This is a genomic window from Ruminococcus sp., assembly GCF_019423705.1.
Lineage (GTDB): Bacteria > Bacillota > Clostridia > Oscillospirales > Ruminococcaceae > Hominimerdicola.
The window spans coordinates 226,223-244,649 of sequence record NZ_JAHZAX010000003.1; the positions used below are offsets into that span (position 1 = coordinate 226,223).

General features: G+C 40.2%; 22 protein-coding genes. 17 read left to right on the forward strand and 5 right to left on the reverse strand.

Annotation, left to right across the window (positions count from 1 at the left end; genetic code table 11):
- Nucleotides 1–18: 18 nt before the first annotated feature.
- Nucleotides 19–882 carry a histidinol-phosphatase HisJ family protein gene (locus tag QZ371_RS03965; protein ID WP_295209749.1) on the forward strand — a complete coding sequence of 288 codons (864 nt, stop codon included), beginning with the start codon at nt 19–21 and terminating at the stop codon, nt 880–882.
- 420 nt (nt 883–1,302) lie between these two features.
- On the opposite strand, the gene QZ371_RS03970 is transcribed toward QZ371_RS03965, so the two are convergent.
- Complete coding sequence (locus tag QZ371_RS03970) at nt 1,303–2,376, reverse strand: ATP-dependent 6-phosphofructokinase (protein WP_295209752.1); 1,074 nt, start codon at nt 2,374–2,376, stop codon at nt 1,303–1,305.
- Between the two features lie 129 nt (nt 2,377–2,505).
- Nucleotides 2,506–4,620: a methyl-accepting chemotaxis protein gene (locus QZ371_RS03975; protein WP_295209755.1), complete on the reverse strand. Its 2,115-nt coding sequence runs from the start codon at nt 4,618–4,620 to the stop codon at nt 2,506–2,508.
- Between the two features lie 144 nt (nt 4,621–4,764).
- Between QZ371_RS03975 and QZ371_RS03980 the strand changes: the two genes are divergently transcribed.
- A complete protein-coding gene (locus tag QZ371_RS03980) occupies nt 4,765–5,634 on the forward strand; it encodes a polysaccharide deacetylase family protein (RefSeq protein WP_295209758.1) in 870 nt (289 codons plus the stop codon).
- Between the two features lie 252 nt (nt 5,635–5,886).
- Here the strand turns inward: QZ371_RS03980 and QZ371_RS03985 are convergent, their stop codons facing one another.
- Nucleotides 5,887–7,488: a recombinase family protein gene (locus tag QZ371_RS03985; protein WP_295209761.1), complete on the reverse strand. Its 1,602-nt coding sequence runs from the start codon at nt 7,486–7,488 to the stop codon at nt 5,887–5,889.
- Between the two features lie 278 nt (nt 7,489–7,766).
- On the reverse strand, nt 7,767–8,174 hold the full coding sequence (locus tag QZ371_RS03990) for a sigma factor-like helix-turn-helix DNA-binding protein (protein ID WP_295209764.1): 408 nt from the start codon (nt 8,172–8,174) through the stop codon (nt 7,767–7,769).
- Between the two features lie 506 nt (nt 8,175–8,680).
- Between QZ371_RS03990 and mobC the strand changes: the two genes are divergently transcribed.
- The 15 genes from mobC (at nt 8,681) to QZ371_RS04065 (ending at nt 17,366) form a co-directional block, all read left to right on the forward strand.
- Nucleotides 8,681–9,019: a plasmid mobilization relaxosome protein MobC gene (mobC, locus tag QZ371_RS03995; protein WP_295209767.1), complete on the forward strand. Its 339-nt coding sequence runs from the start codon at nt 8,681–8,683 to the stop codon at nt 9,017–9,019.
- Nucleotides 8,968–10,365, forward strand: coding sequence for a relaxase/mobilization nuclease domain-containing protein (locus QZ371_RS04000; protein ID WP_295209770.1), 1,398 nt, complete (start codon nt 8,968–8,970; stop codon nt 10,363–10,365). Before mobC ends, QZ371_RS04000 begins: the two co-directional genes overlap by 52 nt.
- An 802-nt stretch (nt 10,366–11,167) precedes the next feature.
- Nucleotides 11,168–11,470, forward strand: coding sequence for a hypothetical protein (locus QZ371_RS04005; RefSeq protein WP_295209772.1), 303 nt, complete (start codon nt 11,168–11,170; stop codon nt 11,468–11,470).
- Between the two features lie 13 nt (nt 11,471–11,483).
- Nucleotides 11,484–11,768, forward strand: a complete 285-nt coding sequence (locus tag QZ371_RS04010) for a hypothetical protein (protein WP_295209775.1) — start codon at nt 11,484–11,486, stop codon at nt 11,766–11,768.
- Nucleotides 11,769–11,836: 68 nt separating this feature from the next.
- Nucleotides 11,837–12,277, forward strand: coding sequence for a single-stranded DNA-binding protein (locus tag QZ371_RS04015; RefSeq protein WP_295209778.1), 441 nt, complete (start codon nt 11,837–11,839; stop codon nt 12,275–12,277).
- 14 nt (nt 12,278–12,291) lie between these two features.
- Nucleotides 12,292–12,552, forward strand: a complete 261-nt coding sequence (locus tag QZ371_RS04020; RefSeq protein ID WP_295209781.1) for a hypothetical protein — start codon at nt 12,292–12,294, stop codon at nt 12,550–12,552.
- Nucleotides 12,533–12,808, forward strand: a complete 276-nt coding sequence (locus tag QZ371_RS04025; RefSeq protein ID WP_295209784.1) for a DUF3970 family protein — start codon at nt 12,533–12,535, stop codon at nt 12,806–12,808. The genes QZ371_RS04020 and QZ371_RS04025 overlap by 20 nt, the downstream gene beginning before the upstream one ends.
- 12 nt (nt 12,809–12,820) lie before the next feature.
- On the forward strand, nt 12,821–13,621 hold the full coding sequence (locus QZ371_RS04030) for a ParA family protein (RefSeq protein WP_295209787.1): 801 nt from the start codon (nt 12,821–12,823) through the stop codon (nt 13,619–13,621).
- Complete coding sequence (locus tag QZ371_RS04035; RefSeq protein ID WP_295209791.1) at nt 13,611–13,928, forward strand: hypothetical protein; 318 nt, start codon at nt 13,611–13,613, stop codon at nt 13,926–13,928. The genes QZ371_RS04030 and QZ371_RS04035 overlap by 11 nt, the downstream gene beginning before the upstream one ends.
- 18 nt (nt 13,929–13,946) lie before the next feature.
- Complete coding sequence (locus tag QZ371_RS04040; RefSeq protein WP_295209794.1) at nt 13,947–14,708, forward strand: chromosome partitioning protein ParB; 762 nt, start codon at nt 13,947–13,949, stop codon at nt 14,706–14,708.
- 22 nt (nt 14,709–14,730) lie between these two features.
- Nucleotides 14,731–15,060, forward strand: a complete 330-nt coding sequence (locus QZ371_RS04045) for a hypothetical protein (RefSeq protein ID WP_295209797.1) — start codon at nt 14,731–14,733, stop codon at nt 15,058–15,060.
- 2 nt (nt 15,061–15,062) lie between these two features.
- Nucleotides 15,063–15,524, forward strand: a complete 462-nt coding sequence (gene vapD / locus QZ371_RS04050) for a VapD family protein (RefSeq protein WP_295209800.1) — start codon at nt 15,063–15,065, stop codon at nt 15,522–15,524.
- 21 nt (nt 15,525–15,545) lie between these two features.
- Nucleotides 15,546–16,100: a hypothetical protein gene (locus QZ371_RS04055; RefSeq protein WP_295209803.1), complete on the forward strand. Its 555-nt coding sequence runs from the start codon at nt 15,546–15,548 to the stop codon at nt 16,098–16,100.
- Nucleotides 16,084–16,962: a hypothetical protein gene (locus QZ371_RS04060; protein ID WP_295209806.1), complete on the forward strand. Its 879-nt coding sequence runs from the start codon at nt 16,084–16,086 to the stop codon at nt 16,960–16,962. Before QZ371_RS04055 ends, QZ371_RS04060 begins: the two co-directional genes overlap by 17 nt.
- Nucleotides 16,959–17,366 carry a hypothetical protein gene (locus QZ371_RS04065; protein WP_295209809.1) on the forward strand — a complete coding sequence of 136 codons (408 nt, stop codon included), beginning with the start codon at nt 16,959–16,961 and terminating at the stop codon, nt 17,364–17,366. The genes QZ371_RS04060 and QZ371_RS04065 overlap by 4 nt, the downstream gene beginning before the upstream one ends.
- Before the next feature lie 145 nt (nt 17,367–17,511).
- On the opposite strand, the gene QZ371_RS04070 is transcribed toward QZ371_RS04065, so the two are convergent.
- Nucleotides 17,512–18,279 (reverse strand): type III toxin-antitoxin system ToxN/AbiQ family toxin, encoded by a 768-nt coding sequence (locus tag QZ371_RS04070; protein ID WP_295209812.1) that lies wholly within the window; start codon nt 18,277–18,279, stop codon nt 17,512–17,514.
- Nucleotides 18,280–18,427 lie beyond the last annotated feature (148 nt).

Genomic DNA, 18,427 nt, shown 5'->3' on the forward strand with positions numbered 1-18,427 from the left:
TCAAAACAGGAGGACATTATGGCGCTGATAGATATGCACACCCACACGGGGTTTTCTCCCGACGGCAAAGGCACGATCGAAGAATCCATAAAGCGTGCGAAGGAGCTTGGCTTGGCGGCGTTTGCCATAACAGACCATTGCGACTGCAATTTTCGCTACAAGGCGGAGCATTATGGTGCCCCCGATGAACTGCGTGATTTCGATATGTACGGCTCGGGCGAATATGCTCCTGCCAGCATTGCGGCGCAGTTTGCGGCTAAGGAGAAGCTTTCCGCCGCTGGTGATAACTTCAATTTTCTCTGCGGAATAGAGCTTGGTCAGCCTTTGCAGGACATTGAATTTGCGGAGCAGATCGCCGCTGACAAGCGTCTTGATTTTATCATCGGCTCACATCATCAGAACAAAGGCAAGGACGATTTCTACTGGATAAAGTACAAAGAAATGGACTTATCGGAGATTTACGCTCTGCTGGACGATTACTTCACGCAAATGCTTGAGATGTGCAAATGGGGCAAATTCGACGTTTTAGGTCACTTGACATATCCACTGAGATACATTCAAGGCGACTGCGGCATCGCTATCGACCTTTCCCGATACGATGACATTATAAGAGAAATTTTTTGTACACTTATCCAAAATGGCAAGGGCATAGAGATAAACGTTTCGGGATACAGGCAGGCATACGGCAGGCCACTCCCCGACTATGAATACGTCAAGCTCTACAAAGATCTTGGCGGCGAGATACTCACACTTGGCTCAGACGCTCATTGTGCTGCTGACATCGGTCGAGACATCGGTAGAGGCGCAGAACTTGCAAAGTCGGCAGGTTTTGACAAAGTCGCATACTTTAAAGAACGAAAAGTTCACTACGTTAAGTTGTAAAATATGCGCTTAGTCTTGACAACTGCAAATGTGTGTGGTATAATAAAGACAATAAAAGAGGCACACTGCTGTAAGCGGTTTACCTCCAAACTGGTTACATTTTATTATAACCGTCCTTTGGCAGAAGGGCGGTTATTTTTTTCTTTTTTTATTGCAAATGTCAAACAAAAGTCTGCATATATCAAACACAAGTCCAACAATATTCGCTATTAACATCAGTAACGTAAGTACTTCAATTACGCTCATATCTTGCTCACCTCCAAAACTGGAGGAAGATTTAAACCGCCTACCGTCGTTGCAGTATGCCCTATGTTGATTATAGCACACTTATGTTTATATGTCAATATTTGTCCTAAAATATCAAAAAAGCTGGTCGCCTATATGACGATCAGCTTTTTTATTGCTCATTATTCTATTAATTTAGTCGCCGAATGCAATGCCAAGGGCTTTTGCTGTTTGAACGAGCTGGTGGTCGGCTGGGACGAACTTTGTTTTGCCTGCCACTTCTGAAAGTGGGTTCTCGGAAACGATCTCGTTTATCATTGCGACTGCATAGCCGTACTTATCTTTTGCGATAAGCTCTGCTGCGTGTACGCCGAACTTTGTTGCGAGAACTCTGTCATATGCGGAAGGGCTGCCGCCTCTAAGCATATGGCCTGGGGTACAAACTCTTGTTTCTCTGCCTGTGAGCTCTTCGATCTGCTTTGCGATCCTTGAAGTTGCTGTGGTAATGCCCTGCTCTGCACGAAGTCTTGCACGCTCTTTTTTCTTGAGCTTTGCCTCTGCGGTATCAAATGAGCCCTCTGCTACTGCCATTATCGAGAATCCCTTTGACTCTCTCTTTTCGCAGGCTGCGGCAAGCTTTTCGATATCGTATGGTATCTCAGGAATGACGATCATATCAGCGCCGCCTGCAATGCCAGAATAAAGCGTGAGCCAGCCGGCCTTATTGCCCATTATCTCGGCAACAAGAATTCTTCCGTGGGAATTTGCTGTGGAATGAAGTCTGTCGATAACGTCCGTTGCGGTATCAACAGCTGTGTGGAAGCCGAATGTTACGCTTGTGCCCCAAATATCGTTGTCGATAGTCTTTGGCAGGCCGATAACGTTAAGACCCTCTGTGGAGAGGAGATTTGCGGTTTTGTGAGTACCGTTGCCGCCGAGGGTGAGGAGACAATCGAGCTTCTGCTTCTTGTAAGTGTCCTTCATCGCCTTGACTTTGTCAACGTTGTCCTCTTCAATGACCTGCATTTTCTTGAAAGGCGTTCTCTTTGTTCCGAAGATAGTGCCGCCTGTGGTGAGGATACCCGAAAAATCCGACTGCTTCATTTCCTTGCACATATTGTTGATAAGGCCGTAATAACCGTCCTCGATACCGACGATCTGAACGTCCTCGCCGAATTTCTCATAACAAGCCTTTGCAACGCCACGGATAGTTGCGTTAAGTCCCGGACAGTCGCCGCCGCTTGTGAGTATTCCAATCCTTCTCTTCATTTTCATCAAGTCCTTTCAATACAAAATAATGTCAAATATCATTCAATACTGTTTTATTTTGTTATTTTGCGTAAGAGCGGACAGCGCCGCTCTTACTTTGTTTGATTTGTTTGATTACACATAAATAATTTAATACTTATCGTTCTCGTCGAAATTTGTGAACTTATCGTCGCTGACCTCTTCGTCAACGTCGGTGGTTGAAACAGTTGAAGGAACTGCTCCCTCTTCCGGCTCATCGTCGATATACGAATATCTCGAAGTCTGCGAATTTTCTTTTCTTTCGCTTTCATCGCTGAGCTTGAACCTTGCGATCATATTCTTGAGTATGAGCGACTGGCTTGAAAGCTCTTCACTTGCGGAAGCTGAGCCGACAGCCGTTGAAGTATTGGCGGAAACAACGGCGGATATCTGATCGACGCCTGTGTTTACCTGAACGATAGCTTCTGTCTGCGCTTCGGAAGCTTCGGAAATATTCTTTACAAGGTCCTTGATCGTGTTGGACTTTTCAACGATCTCGTTAAGTGAATCGGCGGTCTCTTCTGCGATCTGCGAACCCTTTGAAACTGCGGCAGCCTGATTTTCGATAAGTGAAGCGGTCTGCTTTGCAGCCTCTGCGGAACGTGAAGCAAGTCGTCTGACTTCATCAGCGACAACGCCGAAGCCCTTTGATCCCTCTCTTGCGGCCTCGACTGCAGCATTAAGAGCAAGGATATTTGTCTGGAATGCGATTTCGTCGATGACCTTGATGATCTTTGAGATCTCGCTTGAAGCCGTGTTGATAGCGTTCATTGCGTTGAGCATTTTGCTCATATCTGTGTTGCAGTTATCAACGGCTTCTGTATTCTGTGAAACGATATTGTAAGCGTTTTTAGCGTCGGCAGAATTTTGTGTTATCTGCTTTGAAACGTCATTGAGGGTAGCGGAAAGCTGCTCGATAGCGGAAGCCTGCTGAGTTGAACCCTGTGAAACGGACTGTGCGATATTTGATACCTGAACAGCACCCGAGTTCACCTGCTCGGCTGAAAGGTTGATAGAAGCGAAGGTATCAGAGAGCGAATCGAGAATTTCGTTGAAGGTGCTCTTGATCTTATAGAAATCGCCCTTGAAAGTGCCTTCCATTCTGTGACAGAGGTTGCCCTCAGATATCTGAGTGAGCGCAACTGTGATAAGGTTTATATACTGTCTCAGACAAACGATAGTCTCTTCAAGAGAATTTGAAAGCACGCCCAGCTCGTCCTTTGAATACCAAACGTCAACAGGGTCGGTAAGATTGCCCTGCGCAAGGGAACGTAGGCGATTTGTTGTTGAGATGATAGGCTTTGTGATCCTCTTTGCGAAAATGAGAGAGAACAGAACTGTCAGCGCCATAAGAACAACGCCGAGGATAATGATATTTGTAAGCGCCTTTGTGCTTGCGGAAGTAAAGTCCGCAACGTCTGTTACCATTATAACTGTGCCGTCGAAATACTGTGAAGTATAATATCCAACGATATATTCCTCGCCCTTGATATTATATTCCGTTGTGCCGCTGTCATTCTTGACAAGCTTTGTTACAGTATCGGAAAATTCCTTGTAATCCGAATCAGAATCGCCGATCTTTATAACGTTCTCGCCGTCGATGACCTTGTCCATATCCTTATGTATGAGCACGTCGCCCTGCTGGTCGATAAGGTAAACATAGCCCGACTGACCGAAAGCGTACTCATTGAGCAGGACGCTTAACATTGTGGCGTCGATAGTAACAGCGCCCACAAGCTTTTCGCCCTTTTCATTTTCGCCGGAAGCAAGTATGGTAAAATAAACTGTGCTGTTGAAGTTATAAAGGGACGTGATATAAGCAGAAGATTGTTCAGCGGCAGACTTGACGTGCTTTATTTCGACAGAAGAAGCAATTGATCTGCTGTCCGAATCAATAACGATACCGTCAGCATCGAACAGCGTGAAGTTCAGATAGCTGCCTGCGTTATCGGAAAAATTCTGCTTCATAAGCATAAGTCTTTCCTTATCGTTATCGGCACTTTTAAAAGGCTCAGACTGAGTTGTGGCGGTCAGATTGCCCACATATGTAGTAATAGTCGAGTCAAAATTCTTTGCCGCTTGGACAGCCAGCGGTTCAACTGTGCTCTTTAATGTATCTCTTGCAGAGCTGTTTATAAAATACACGGAAACACCGCCCAGCAAGCAGGTGATGACCAGCGCTATCGCCAGCATAGCTATAAGCAGCTTTGAGCGCAAAGTTTTCATATATTTATCCCCCTCAAAATAAATTAAACTACAATTATTATATCACATTTGCACAATAATTTCAAGTACCCGCCCTGCACATTTTGTTAATTTACAATGTAATTATCAAATAAAAATCCGAATAGTATTTATCGGGGGTGTATTATGATGTTTATAAGCTTGCGGCTAAGAAAGTCCGTTATGATACTTCTTGCGCTGGTCATTGCAGCGGCGGTAGTCTTTGGCTTTTCCGCACAGGCACAGGAAAACGACGAAAAAAAAGAGGGCGTTGCCGTCCCAATAATAATGTATCACAGCATACTTAAAGACGAAGCAAGGACAGGCGAATATGTCATCACGCCTATCGAGCTTGAAAAGGATATGCTATGGCTGAAAAACAACGGCTACACTCCTGTTTTTGTCAACGATCTTATACGCTATGTGAAATATGATGGGGAGCTACCAGAAAAGCCTGTTGTGCTGACCTTTGACGACGGCACATACAATTACAAGGAATATCTTCTTCCGCTTTTAAAGAAATACGATTTCAAAGCGACTGTATCCATAGTTGGTTCATACACGGATATCGCCTGCGAGGAAGCCCAGCCAAACCCTGCTTATTCTTACCTCGACTGGCAGGACGTAACAGAGCTGCGAAACAGCGGCCTTGTGGAGATATGCAATCACTCCTACGATATGCACAACCTTGGCGAACGCCGTGGCGTTATGCAGCTTGAAAACGAGACCTACGAAAAATACCGCAAGGTCTTTCTCCGAGACACCACCAAGCTTCAAGACCTCTGCGACGAGCATTGTGGCTTCCAGCCAAATGTTTACACTTATCCCTTCGGCATAAACTGCGAAAGCTCTCGCCGCCTTGTAAAAAATATGGGCTTTGAGGCAAGCCTAGGCGTTGAGGGCAAGATGAACTACATCGTAAAAGGCGATGAAAGCTGCCTTTTTGATCTTAATAGGTATAATCGGTCAGGGATGGAGAATACAAACCAGTTTATGTCTTTTTTAACTCGGGATTAACTGGACTTCGGGCAGGTTACTTTGTAGCCTGAGGAGCGGACAGACTTTAAACCGTACACAGCGTTAAGCCGTACTGTGTGCGGTTTGTTTTTTATCGACATATATTGACAAGAGAACAAAAGTATGCTAGAATATGCGTAGGGCATACTGCAACGACGGTAGGCGGTTTAAATCTTCCTCCAGTTTTGGAGGTGAGCAAGATATGAGCGTGATGGAAGTACTTACGTTACTGTCTTTACCGTTCTTAGGGAACTAATCAAAGTTTTCTAAATCAATAACACCGACACCAACAAAGTAGACATCAACGTTATAGTTTCTATTTTTCCGTGTACCAATGCCTTCATAGACTTTGATACGCTCCTCTAAGCTATGCAGAACGTCATAGTTAAGCGTTTCCACACACTCATATTTTGCTACGATTGAGAAAAAGTGATTTACATCACTACTCGATTTTTTTATTTTTACGGCTTCTTCGTTTAATTCAATCCTTTGGGATTTCAATGAATTTTGCGTTTTTGCATTTTCTTCCGAAAGCAGAACAAATACTTCTTGACTTACATTCCCTTTGAGTTTATCCATATACAACAAGCTCAACGTGTTTTGTAATTCATCAAGTTCAAGGTTTAATGCGGAAAGTTCTTTCTCAATCTGAGCAAGGCGTTTAGCGTTGCTGCTGATGATCTGGTTGCTCACGATCGCCTTAAAATGCTCGAAGTCTTTGTTGGCAAACAATATGACTTTTTTTATTTCGCACAAGACCAATTCAGCAAGCTTGCTTTCTGTGATATAATGCGCTGAACATTCTTTTATCTGCTTTGCGTATCCGCTGCACAAATAGTGATTATACCGCACATTGTTTCTGCTTCGCCTGATATACATTATTCGTCCGCAGTCTGAGCAGTAAGCAAGACGTTCAAAAAGTGCTGGTTCGGTAAATCTTGTATGCCGAACTTTTTTATCTCGGATTTCTTTAGCTTTCTTGAAAGTTTCACGATCAATAATCGCTTCGTGAGTGTTAGGAAATATCTTGTAATCTTCCTTATCTTTCCGAGTTATCTTCTTGGACTTGTAGAACTTCTTTTCAGTTTTGAAATTCACGGTGTCACCGCAATATTCCTGATGATCAAGGATCTCGCTTACTGTCGCTGTTGTCCATAGACAAGGTTCTAGTTCAGCATATGAACCCTTGCGAATATCTCCACGATACGCTCTGGGCGATAAAACTTTGTTTGCAAAAAGATAATTTGCAATGTACTGCACGCCCTTGTTTTCGTAGGCAAATAGTCGAAAAATCAGTCTTACGTTTTCAGCCGCCGGTTCGTCTACAATCCATTGCTTTTGCTCGTCTTTTTTGTATCCATAGATTGGATTCGGGCTAAGTCGTTTTCCTGCGTTGCCTTTGCTCTGAATCACAGCTTTTTGTTTCTTTGAAATATCCCTTGCATACCAGTCATTCATTAGGTTGTGAAACGGAAGAAAATCCATTCCCATACCTTCCTTGGAATTAACGTTGTCCGTAACAGCTATAAACTCAACTTCGTACTGTGCAAATACAATTTCTGTGTAGTATCCGGACATAACATAATCACGTCCGAAACGGGAAAGGTCTTTCACAATAACTGTGCTTACCAATCTGTTCTGTATGTCATCAAGCATTGAACGAAAACCAGCTCTTTCAAACGTCGTTCCACTCACACCATCATCGACATAGTACTTGCAATTCATAAAGCCGTTTTTGTTCGCATATTCTGAAAGAATTGCTTTCTGATTTTTGATACTATTACTCTCACCATTTAATTCATCATCTTGACTTAGTCTGCAATAGAGAGCCGTTATTTTTTCTGCTGTTTGCACGATATTTTTCCTCCTTACTTTCTCTGCAAACAGGCTATGATAATCAACTGTATTTATTATACCACAAACGCTATTCACTTTCAAGCTTTAATGCACTAAAATCTCGTGCGACAGCAAAAAAATTTTCAGATGTTCTTCAATATTTTTTTGTCAAGTTGCTTTTTTGGAATTATTTCGATAAGTTCCTCTATAAGTAATACCGAGATTTTTCGCCATAATGCAACCAAAACAGGATTATTTTTGACAAATTCCGCAACTTTTGTAGACTTGCACAAAAGTCACTTTCCTAGCCTGTGCAGTTTGACAAGAGTTTGAAGCATATCAAGGCACTTATTAATTCTCTTTCTGCAAGCCTGTCTGCTTATCCCGTGTTTTCTCCCGATTTCTGTAAGAGTAACCCCTTCTTCAAGATAATATTCGACAACAAGTCTGTGTCCGGCTGGATCAATAAGCCGCAAGTCCTCCAAAGCTTCATAAAGAGCTTGGCAGGACTTTTTTGTTTCTTCGCTCTGCTTCCAGCTCATATAGGCTGCATATGATAGCCCCCAGTCGCAGTCAGAACCACAACTACAGATATTGTTACGCCGCCTAAGCTCCGCTTCACGTTCACGCTCATAGCGTTCACGCCTTTTCATAATCTTGACCCATCGACTAATATCATCGGAATAATCTTTATCAGTCTGCATAATTCTTCTTACCTCCGAATTATGCAGGCTGGCTAATTTAATTCTAATGCGATTATACCACATTTTTTCAGTAAGTACAATGATTTTACAAAATGCAGTTGTTAATTTTCTGTAAACTATCATAAAAGTACAAAACTTTGGTTGCGTTTTACGATTTTTCATCGGCTATAAATAATAGAGGGACATTTTGTATACCTAGACTTGTAAAACAGATAAAATAATTTCGATAACCGAAATTAAAAAAAGGCTGTAAGCCTGAAATTTCAAAACCGCCCGTTTAGGGTGGTTTCAAAAACAGCAAGCACCGACATTTGTGCCACAAATGTCTGAATTTCCAAAAATTCAGCTTGTTAGGGAGAACCCTAAGACCCCGACAATGTTCAGAAAAATATCTAATTGAAAAATTAATATTTCTATGAACAAAGAATTTACGGCAAAGCCGAAAAAAGAATACAATGCTAAAGCAATAAAATGTGTATTTTTTATTAAGCGAGGTAAAAAAGCAAATGGATAATAGCAGAAATAATATTGTTAAATTCCGAGTTGACGATGTGGAATTGGAAGTTTTAATTACTAAAATTAAACTTGCGAAGTGTAAAAGTATGAGCGACTATCTTCGCCGAATATCGCTAGGCGGAAGAATTGTAAATGTTGATACAAGTGAATTTACCGAAATGAAAAAGGTGATGAAAAATGCTGCGGATAACATCAATCAGATCGCAAAACTAGCAAATTCTCAGAAGTCGATTTATATAGATGATATTGAAGAAATACAGAGAAAGGTTGATGAGATATGGCAACAACAAGCATACATTCTATCTCTACTACGCAAGTTAGAGCGTTAGCGTATATCATAAACGAAAACAAAACGAATGGCGGTATGCTTGTTGATTCATTTATGTGTTCCCGAAACCCAGATGAAGCCGATAAAGATTTTTCACGCATTCAGAATTACATCGGTACAGGAAGATGTAAGGTGCTTGCCCAACACATAGTTCAGAGCTTCAAGCCTAATGAAGTCACACCTGAAAAAGCATTTGAGATCGGCAAGGAACTATGCGACAGATTATTGAAAAGTCAGTATCAATATGTGTTGGCGGTTCATACCGATAAAAAGCATATACATTGCCATATAGTTTTCAATAATACTAACCTTGAAAACGGTAAAAGTTTTGCATATTTAGAGGACAGGGGCAAAAAGAAATCTTGGGAAACTTTACGAAAAATCAGCGATGAATTGTGTAAGGAAAATGGTTTATCAATAGTGCAAGACCCTGACAAAAATAAGGGCAAAAGTTGGTACGAGTGGGACAAAAATAAACAAGGACAATCGTGGAAAACAAAGTTAAAATTTGCACTTGATGAATGTATAATGCAGAGTGCAGATTTTGATGAATTTATTCAAAACGCCAAAAACAAAGGCATTGAAGTTACATATAATCCGGAGCATAAAATTGATCTAAAATTCCGTATGCAAGGACAAGAAAAATGGAGCAGAGCAAAGACACTTGGCTGGTATTATGAAACGCCACAGATCAAAAGGCGTATTGAGCAATACAACTATTTCAAACAAGGTGAATATGGACGTCGGCAAAGGACGAAGATCATTGACACATCAAGCGATAAAATCCAGTCAAGTAAAGGGCTTGAGAGGTGGGCAAATATACAGAATATGAAGGAAGCTTCACGAGTAATCAATATACTTACCAATCAAGGTTTAAGCAGCACCGATGAAATAGAAAACAAGGCTATCTCAAATTTCACAGAAAGAGTGAACTTGGTCAATAATCTCAACTCATTGAAGAATAGTATAGACGATATTGATGAGCAAATAAAGAACCTAAGACTTTTCCGGAAGTACAAGCCTATTAACGAGGAATACAATTCTCAGAAGTCTGATAGGAAGAAAGCAAAATATGAGGAAACACACAGCCTTGAGCTTAAGAAATTTCACAAGGCTGGACAATATTTGACGGAAAAATTCCCGGATAAAAAGCTGCCGAAAGAAGAAGTCTTGCAAAAACGTAAGGCGGAATTAATAGAGCAAAGAAATACCGCCAATTCTCTGTATTGCGAAATCAAGGAAAAGATCAAAGACCTTGACTATGCGAGAACGGCGGTTAATGATTATCTTGAAAATGAACGTGAGAATACTCTCAAACGAGCTAAGAAAAAAGGTGACCTTGAATAATCAGAATGGTGTTTCATCATCTGATGTTTCTTCTGAATTATTTCTTACATACTCGTCATTGGCTTCAATTTCAGCCATATAGCATTCGATAGCGTTATTGATAAATTCATTCATACTCATATTTTGTTTTGCAACATATTCTTTAAGTTCTTCACGTTTGCCTTTGGGGACATAAAGGGTAACACGATCATAATTTTTGTCACGGTATTTTGTATTTGTCCTTGATCTGACTGTTTGCTTGCAGTCATCGCAAACACCGGACCGATTAACAGCACTTTCATAGTAATTGCCACAATTCTTACAGCGGACTGTATACATTAAATCACCTCATATTTTTTTATTTCTACAAGTCGTAAAACAATGACACTACTGATTATATCACAAGAGGTCAAGACTGTCAATATAAACGGCATTATTAAATTTCTGTAAACATTATAAATCCCTATTGACAATGCTGTCATTGTGTGATATATTTATTATAGTAAAACAATGACGGCATTGTTTAAAGAGAAAGGATTGATTGTCGTGAAAAAGGCTGATATGGAAAAACGTTCTCGTCGTTGGATTGAAGTCCATTAAAAAAATGTAGAAGAATCTATTGATAAGTATGCTAATGGTAAGATTAGTTTTAATTATGTTTCTGCTAAATTTGATGATCTTTCATCAATTATAATGGCTTATGATGTTATAGAACTTCTTTCAAAGTCTGAAATTACTGATTTTCAAATTCGCATTGATGTTTTGCGTAATAAGTTTTATAACGTTCGTTCTACTTATTATTCAATTTAAGGGGGTGACTTATATGTACAGTGATAGATACAATTACCGAGAGTATGCTTGTACTCGTGAAGAAATCTTAAAACGTAAGACGTTTCCGTTTGTAATAAATAATGAGGAGTTTGCAGATTATTGTTTCGCAAAATTTCAAGCAGAATTTACTACTGCAAGATTGATCAAATATGCCGGCAATCAGTATATTTGCTTTGATGATAGAGCCGCAAGAAAGGTTTATAAACAATTATCGGAAGAACTCCATAAACTCACCCAGAAAGAAAAAGAACTAAGAGAATTTATTGACGCAGAATTCCAGAGTAATATAGAATAGGGGGGTATAAGTTATGGCAAAAAGAATTATTTCTGATGACACAATTACAAACGAGGTTATTACAAGGCTAAAGGAGGAGAAATTCCGTGACAAGTGGGCGGCATTCGCTATTTCAAAAGAGCATTCTGAAATCAGCAATGCAACAGAGTACATTATAAAATGCGAACCAGAGTTGAGAGACTGGATCGAAAGCTTCATTCCATATATGGAGCATAAAACCAATAACAACTTAATAGACGATATCATAAAAGACTATTTTGGAGAAGAATTTTATAGAGAGGACGTTGTTCCTTTTTAATAATTTAAAAAAGCAACTTTTTATCCACCGGATACAAAGTGAGATAATCAAAAACAGGAGGAATTTTTATGTTGAACTATGTAATGATGTTGGGAAGACTTACGGCAGAACCGGAGCTGAGAACAACGGAAAGCGGCAATGACTTTGCTACATTCTCGATTGCTGTACAGCGACCAAAGCCAAAGGACGGTGAAGCAGCAGCTGACTTCTTTAACTGCATTGCTTGGCAGAGCCGTGCGAAAATCGTGACAGAATGGTATCACAAGGGTGATATGATAATGCTTGTCGGCACACTCCGTAATCGCCGCTGGGTAGATAAAAACGGTAATAATCGTATTTCAGAACAGATCGTTATAAAAGAAATTCACTTTACCGGCAGCCAAAAGAAAAGTGAAGCGGCTTCAAATCTTCCTGCTACGCCAGACACTCTTGACGATTTCACCGTTTTGTCAGAAAGTGACCTTGCAGAGTTTGAAGATGTCTTAGATGATGACGGCGTTCCGTTTTGATAGTGGGAGGGCTTATGGTACAGATTACTGCAAAACACATTAAAAGAACAAATGATATAAAATCAACAAAGGTTGAAACTTCACTATCAGGAAGTTTCGTTGACATACTTACAGAACTTGCTTCTGGGGTAATTGCTGTTGTTAATGAGATTACCGAACCATTGCCCACAGAGGTCAAATTAAAAGTAACACAGGATTTTATTACAGATGTTTATGTAAATATCGTTGAAGGAAATAAAGGAGGAATTGAGGAATATGGTGAAAGTAAGAATTGAGGGTTTACCCGAAGAAGTCGAGAAGTTTGCAGAAAAGCTAAAAAAGGACGGATATGTTTTCTTGCAGGAAAGCAGCAATTATCCGAATAGAAATTCGGATAATGTTCGCAGATACGTTGATATAAAGGTAGAAAAATATATAGGAGAAAGTAAAAATAAAATCACAGGTATGGGAGGCGCATTTTCTGTCAACATTGCAAAGTATTGCAGCAATGACAAGTACGCCATTGATATAAAAGGTGAGAAAAATATATAGGAGGAAGAAAAAATGGGTAAAATTATCGCAGTATGCAATCAGAAAGGCGGCGTGGGCAAGACCACTACAACATTTAACCTCGGAGCAGCTCTTTCGCTGAAACATAACAAAAAGGTGCTGCTTATTGATCTTGACCCACAGGCGAACCTTTCGGAATACCTCTGCTATGTAGCAGACAATAAAGCCACTATGACACAGCTTATTGCTGAGGTGACAAGAAGCACAATAACAACAGCCGATAGTGTGTCTGACTGTATCAGATTTAATGACCGAAACAAGCTTTACTACATTCCGGCAGACATAAATCTTGCAAACTCAGAAACTCTTATGGCAACAGCTCTTGCAAGAGAAACTACCCTGAAGCGAATACTCTCTCCAGAAATAACGAATCAGTTTGACTATGTTCTGATAGACTGCTTGCCATCGTTAGGCGTATTGCTCATTAATGCCTTAACAGCAGCAGACGGAATGATTATTCCGGTGCAGACACAGAAGTTTAGTCTTGACGGTTTGCAGGCACTTAATTCTTTGTATACTCAGATCAAGTCTACAATCAACCCTGCGCTTGCTCTGATCGGCGTTCTGCCTACAATGGTAGATAACACGAATGTCAGCAGAAGCGCTCTTAAAACGCTCTCTGACGAATACAGCAGCGTGTTTAAAACGTCAATACATAAATCTGTCGAAGCTGCCAAATCGTCAGAAAGCGGCAATGCTCTTTGCAAGACTAAGAACAGGTTGGGCGATGAATATATCGCTTTGTCCAATGAAATTGTTGGTATAGATGAGGAGAGAAACGAAATTGGAAGCTAAAAAGGATTTAGTTAAATGCCCATATTGTGGTGGAACTCCGGTAATGGGTACACTCATCACTTCGTACAATTATGTATCTGAACATTGCTTGCGTGAAAGCGGCATTGACATTGAAGATAATGGAGATTGGATCGGGGCAATGTTAGGCGATATGAACGTTGAGCCAACAATGAGAATTACAAAGTACAAGTGTCTATCTTGTCAAAAAGAGTGGGGAGCTTACAACAAGAAAGAATATCAATTTGTCGGCAATGATGCTGGATTGTGTTATTTTGAAAAACTTGAAAAGAAAAATAACAAAGAATAATTTGAAGGAGGAAGCTATATGAATGAAAATTCTCTATTCGTGCAGGCACTAAAAGAAGCATTTGATAAAGAGCATAGTGATGATATGAGTGCAATTACGTCAAACTCCGAACACAAATTTAGAGACGAAGAAGCTGAAATGTATGTGATCGAATCAAATCTTATGCAGCGTGGCTTTGACAATCTAAAAATATCCGAACAAGCTGCTGTAGTGGCAATTCGTCACAATCAGATGTTTTCGCAGGGTAAGCGTAATGATATCATAAGAGAACTTGAAAAGCTTGAGGGCAACGAACCCAGCGAACCTGTTGATAAATCAACTTCTTCTCCGGTGGATACAAAGTTGGATACCAATAAAACAGTCGGAGAAGAATATGGAATGAGCCGTGCAACTGTGGCAAGACTTGTGCGTATAGATAAGCTTATTGACGAGCTGAAAGAATACGTCGATAATGGCAGCCTTTCAATTCGTGCAGGCGTTGAGTTATCATTTCTGGATCTGGACACGCAAAACAATCTGGCAAGTATCATTGATTTAGACCACAAAATTGATGTTAAAAAGGCTGCTATACTTCGTGAAGCTGCCAATGAAAAAGGTTCTTTACGTCACGGCGAGATCATAAAGATACTTTTCAACGACCTTGATGTAAAACCAAGCAAGCCAAAGAATGTGAAGATAAGTTCAGATACGTTTTCACGATATTTTGACGGTTGCAAGGCACAGGAAGTTTCGGAGATAATTGAAAACGCTCTGGAGCTTTATTTCAAGCAATTGAAATAAGCACACATAAGGAGGAACACCTATGGATTACCGATACAAAATAGAGATCGAGCTTGATGATGAAAAAATAATCTCTGATAACAAGTATGTTATCGAAAGCATTTATGAAGCTATACGAGGTATGTTCTCTGATGAGGGCATACCAGAGATAAAGAATGACGAACACACAATGACCTTTGTCAGCAATAGGTATGATAAAGACGATTTTGCGGCAATGGCGTTAGTTGAAAATACACTTTTTGATTCTGAGTGGTTCAGACCATATGTAAAAAAGATGATATGGTATAACATCGCTTATGGAAAAGACTACTGTGAAGATGTAATTAAAGCCTATGAAAAAGAAGGTCTTTAATTATGGGAAACGAGCAGAGGAAAGCCTTGAATTTTGATTTGGATACAAAAGCTTTGAAACAATATTATCCCAACAAAAATTACAGACAAGCGTATAAAGATGTAAAGAGGTTTCTTCTTAATAATGGATTTGAACACAGACAATGGTCAGGGTACACATCAATTAAGCCAATGACAGACGGTACTATAAGAGCCAAAATGCTTAAATTAAAAAAAGCCTTACCGTGGATTTCTAAATGTGTGAATCGCTTTGACGTCACAGATATAGGAGAACAGCACGACCTTACATTTGTATTTACAGGCAGACGCAAATGTAAGGTAAAAGATGTTCAAAAGGAGAATCCAAAGCCCAAAGAAAGTAAGCCCTTATTTTCTGCAAAGCAGCTAAAAGAAAGAGCTAATCAGATAAGCAAACAGCCACATAGGCAAAACACGAAGAACATATCAAAGGATATGGAGAGATAGATTTTAAAGGAGGAAAATGTAATGGAAAACCCAACATTAAGCACCGCAGCAGAGATACTTGAAGTAAGCGAAGAAAGCCTGAAAGACTTTCCGGAACATATCGCAAACTCAATGATCGCTGCAATGGAAATGGTTGATCCCGACACGGAGGAAGAATGCCGCATTCTGCACGATAATCTGAGAACGCTATGGCAGCAGGGCTGTATCTATAAGGATATGCAGCAGATCGCCGAAGAAACCGGTGCAGACTTTGATACGCTTATGTCACTTGATTATCAGTCACAGCTTGGTATTTCATTTGACTATGCCGTTGATGTAAACGAGCAGAATGAGAACGCTGTGAAAAATGTTTATGATAACATCAATAAGGCTTTAAACATAGTCGAGCTGCCAATGGTGGCAAAGCTGCTTGATATTGACTATGACAAGCTCAGAGAGAAATACTCTCGTTATGTGTGGGAACAGCTTTGTGGAGCATACGCTATGCTTTATGATGAGAATGGAGATAATTCGGAACTCATTACCGAATTGAATAGAATAATTACGGAGGTCGGAGATAATGAAAAGAACGTTTAAAACAATTATGGCAACGGCTGCACTTGCAATGGCGATATGTATGCCGATTACAGCATATGCTGATGATGATTACACAAGGGACGAGATCATTGATGAATACTGGACGCAATACTGGAAGGATTCACTTCCCGGTGAGGAAAACCCAGAAGGCTCTCTTGAATATCACATTCTGGAGAATTTCCTTGATGAACAGTATGGTCATTATCGCTATGAAGACAGAGATAAGTATATGGTCAGCGATTGGTCAAGCTATTATGACATACGGGAAGCTTGGCAAAAATACAATGAGGACTACACAAAAAACTGGCATATGACCGATGATGATGAAACAGGGGAATTCTACATAGAATCCTATGATCCGGAAACAGACACATACGGCAATGATAAGCTGTATACTTTCACGCTTGCGGACGGCAAGTGGAATATGGTTGATAGTAACGGAGATATTGTCGATTCATTTGACCCACACGGTGGTGACGGCTCTTGGGCGAAAATCAAAGAAGAAGCAAATGATGATGAAGACTTCAATTTCAATGCAGAAGGCTATGTCAACGGCGAACATCAAGTCGCAAATGCTGACGGAAGCAATTCGATCATTGACGATCAGGGTTCTGCAGCTTCCGGAGAGCCAGCGACGGCTAATACTAAAGACGGAAATGCAAGAGTGACAGGCGGTAAGGTCGCAACAGCTTCGGCAGCGACTTCTGAAGCTTCCTCGACCGAAAAAACAGAAATTGATGAAGATATGCAGCAGGAGAGCAGCTCATCAATGTTCCCATATATTATTCTTATTATCGCAATTCTGGCGGTGGTAGCTGAGGTCATATATTTACACAAAAAGAAAAAGGAAGGTAAAAAATGATTTTTGCTAGTGAAAAAATGGCGTATGACGGTGAAAAATACACAACACCTGTTTGGCAGCTTGATACTGACACTTACACAGTAACGCATACAGACGATACTGGCGTTGAGGAACGTACACCTTATCACTCTGAGTGCGTCCGTTATTATATCAATTACTGTTTGGAAAACAATTCAGATAAGCTTGAAAAGCTTGTGAATGACGGCAAAATAAAGGTTTATCTTGAAGAGCTTGAAACCAAGTTCTATGAAGCAGTTGATCGACAAGTGAGCATATGGAAAGCTCAGGACAGAGATTATCAGGCAACATTGGCAAGTGGAGATTTTCTTACACAAGCTAAAATGGAAAACACATTTGATATGCAAGCCAAGGAGCTTTTATACTCCACAATGGTGTATTCGTAAAGCCGTCTGTACGGCGAACTAAGGAGCATTAGAACACAATGCGTAAATTTCTCAATAAAACGTCTAAAAGCCGTTAGAACGCATTTCTCAAGGGCTCAGAGCATAATAAAAAGCAGACTTCAAAACGAGGTCTGCTTTTTACGTTTTATAGGGAGTGATCGTCTTTTTTATGAGATTTATTCTTGCCAGTTGAATTTCGGCTTTGATTATGTATACGCTGCGTTTCAGACTTTAGCTTTGAAACGCTAAAAGGTGCTTTGCTTTGAGATTTTGATTTATTGCTTGCCAAAGAATTTTGAGCCGGAGCTTGTTGCTCCAATTCCTTTTCAAGACGTTTCTCAAGTACAGCTTCAAGCTTTTTGAAATTGCAACAACGTTTAGTGACCATACGCATTTTATCCGGCGTTTCAGTAACTATATGATACAGCTTATTGGCTTTTGTCACAATTAAATCTTGATTTTGCTGACACCAGTTCAGCTGCTTTACCGCCATCTTCTTATAATGGGTGTTTTCGGAAGAATCCTTTCGAGTAATGCGTAACTCAACTGGTATAAGAAATCTTTCATCAACCGGAATCATATTATTGAAGTTAAGGACACCTAGCAATTTTCCGTCTACATTTATTCTCATAAAGTCTATGTCATTTTTCATTTTTTGATGTTTTGGTTTTGGCGAGCTTAAAGGTATACAGTATTTCTTATTGTCGCATATAATTATTATTCCCACGAATGGACGATTATCTTTTCCAACTTGTGGTGAAACGGAATGAACATTATCATCTTTTTGTGCTAGATCACGAATGTATTTCATATCTATTTTGTATAACCGCAGTCGTTTTTGTTCCATTTTTCTCCTTTTGCACCTAATAAAAAAGGCTGTGGAAATATCCGCAGCCTTTTTAATCGCTTCCACTTACGGTAGGACTCACCGCTCTTATCGTTTCCACTCACAGTAGGACTCACTGCTCTTATGGTTTCCACTTACAGTAGGACTCACTGCTTTTTACAGAGGTCTACAACCTCCATATGATAAGCTACTGCTTATCCTCATATATATTATA

Excerpts from the sequence above, each read along its gene's own strand:
- QZ371_RS03990 (WP_295209764.1), bottom strand. The coding sequence starts at position 8,174 with ATGCAGACTGATAAAGATTATTCCGATGATATTAGTCGATGGGTCAAG.
- QZ371_RS04020 (WP_295209781.1), top strand. The coding sequence starts at position 12,292 with ATGGTACAGATTACTGCAAAACACATTAAAAGAACAAATGATATAAAA.
- QZ371_RS04000 (WP_295209770.1), top strand. The coding sequence starts at position 8,968 with ATGGCAACAACAAGCATACATTCTATCTCTACTACGCAAGTTAGAGCG.
- QZ371_RS04030 (WP_295209787.1), top strand. The coding sequence starts at position 12,821 with ATGGGTAAAATTATCGCAGTATGCAATCAGAAAGGCGGCGTGGGCAAG.
- mobC (WP_295209767.1), top strand. The coding sequence starts at position 8,681 with ATGGATAATAGCAGAAATAATATTGTTAAATTCCGAGTTGACGATGTG.
- QZ371_RS04015 (WP_295209778.1), top strand. The coding sequence starts at position 11,837 with ATGTTGAACTATGTAATGATGTTGGGAAGACTTACGGCAGAACCGGAG.
- QZ371_RS04010 (WP_295209775.1), top strand. The coding sequence starts at position 11,484 with ATGGCAAAAAGAATTATTTCTGATGACACAATTACAAACGAGGTTATT.
- QZ371_RS04045 (WP_295209797.1), top strand. The coding sequence starts at position 14,731 with ATGGATTACCGATACAAAATAGAGATCGAGCTTGATGATGAAAAAATA.
- vapD (WP_295209800.1), top strand. The coding sequence starts at position 15,063 with ATGGGAAACGAGCAGAGGAAAGCCTTGAATTTTGATTTGGATACAAAA.
- QZ371_RS04005 (WP_295209772.1), top strand. The coding sequence starts at position 11,168 with ATGTACAGTGATAGATACAATTACCGAGAGTATGCTTGTACTCGTGAA.
- QZ371_RS04065 (WP_295209809.1), top strand. The coding sequence starts at position 16,959 with ATGATTTTTGCTAGTGAAAAAATGGCGTATGACGGTGAAAAATACACA.
- QZ371_RS03980 (WP_295209758.1), top strand. The coding sequence starts at position 4,765 with ATGATGTTTATAAGCTTGCGGCTAAGAAAGTCCGTTATGATACTTCTT.
- QZ371_RS04025 (WP_295209784.1), top strand. The coding sequence starts at position 12,533 with ATGGTGAAAGTAAGAATTGAGGGTTTACCCGAAGAAGTCGAGAAGTTT.
- QZ371_RS04040 (WP_295209794.1), top strand. The coding sequence starts at position 13,947 with ATGAATGAAAATTCTCTATTCGTGCAGGCACTAAAAGAAGCATTTGAT.
- QZ371_RS03965 (WP_295209749.1), top strand. The coding sequence starts at position 19 with ATGGCGCTGATAGATATGCACACCCACACGGGGTTTTCTCCCGACGGC.
- QZ371_RS03975 (WP_295209755.1), bottom strand. The coding sequence starts at position 4,620 with ATGAAAACTTTGCGCTCAAAGCTGCTTATAGCTATGCTGGCGATAGCG.
- QZ371_RS04060 (WP_295209806.1), top strand. The coding sequence starts at position 16,084 with ATGAAAAGAACGTTTAAAACAATTATGGCAACGGCTGCACTTGCAATG.
- QZ371_RS03970 (WP_295209752.1), bottom strand. The coding sequence starts at position 2,376 with ATGAAGAGAAGGATTGGAATACTCACAAGCGGCGGCGACTGTCCGGGA.
- QZ371_RS04055 (WP_295209803.1), top strand. The coding sequence starts at position 15,546 with ATGGAAAACCCAACATTAAGCACCGCAGCAGAGATACTTGAAGTAAGC.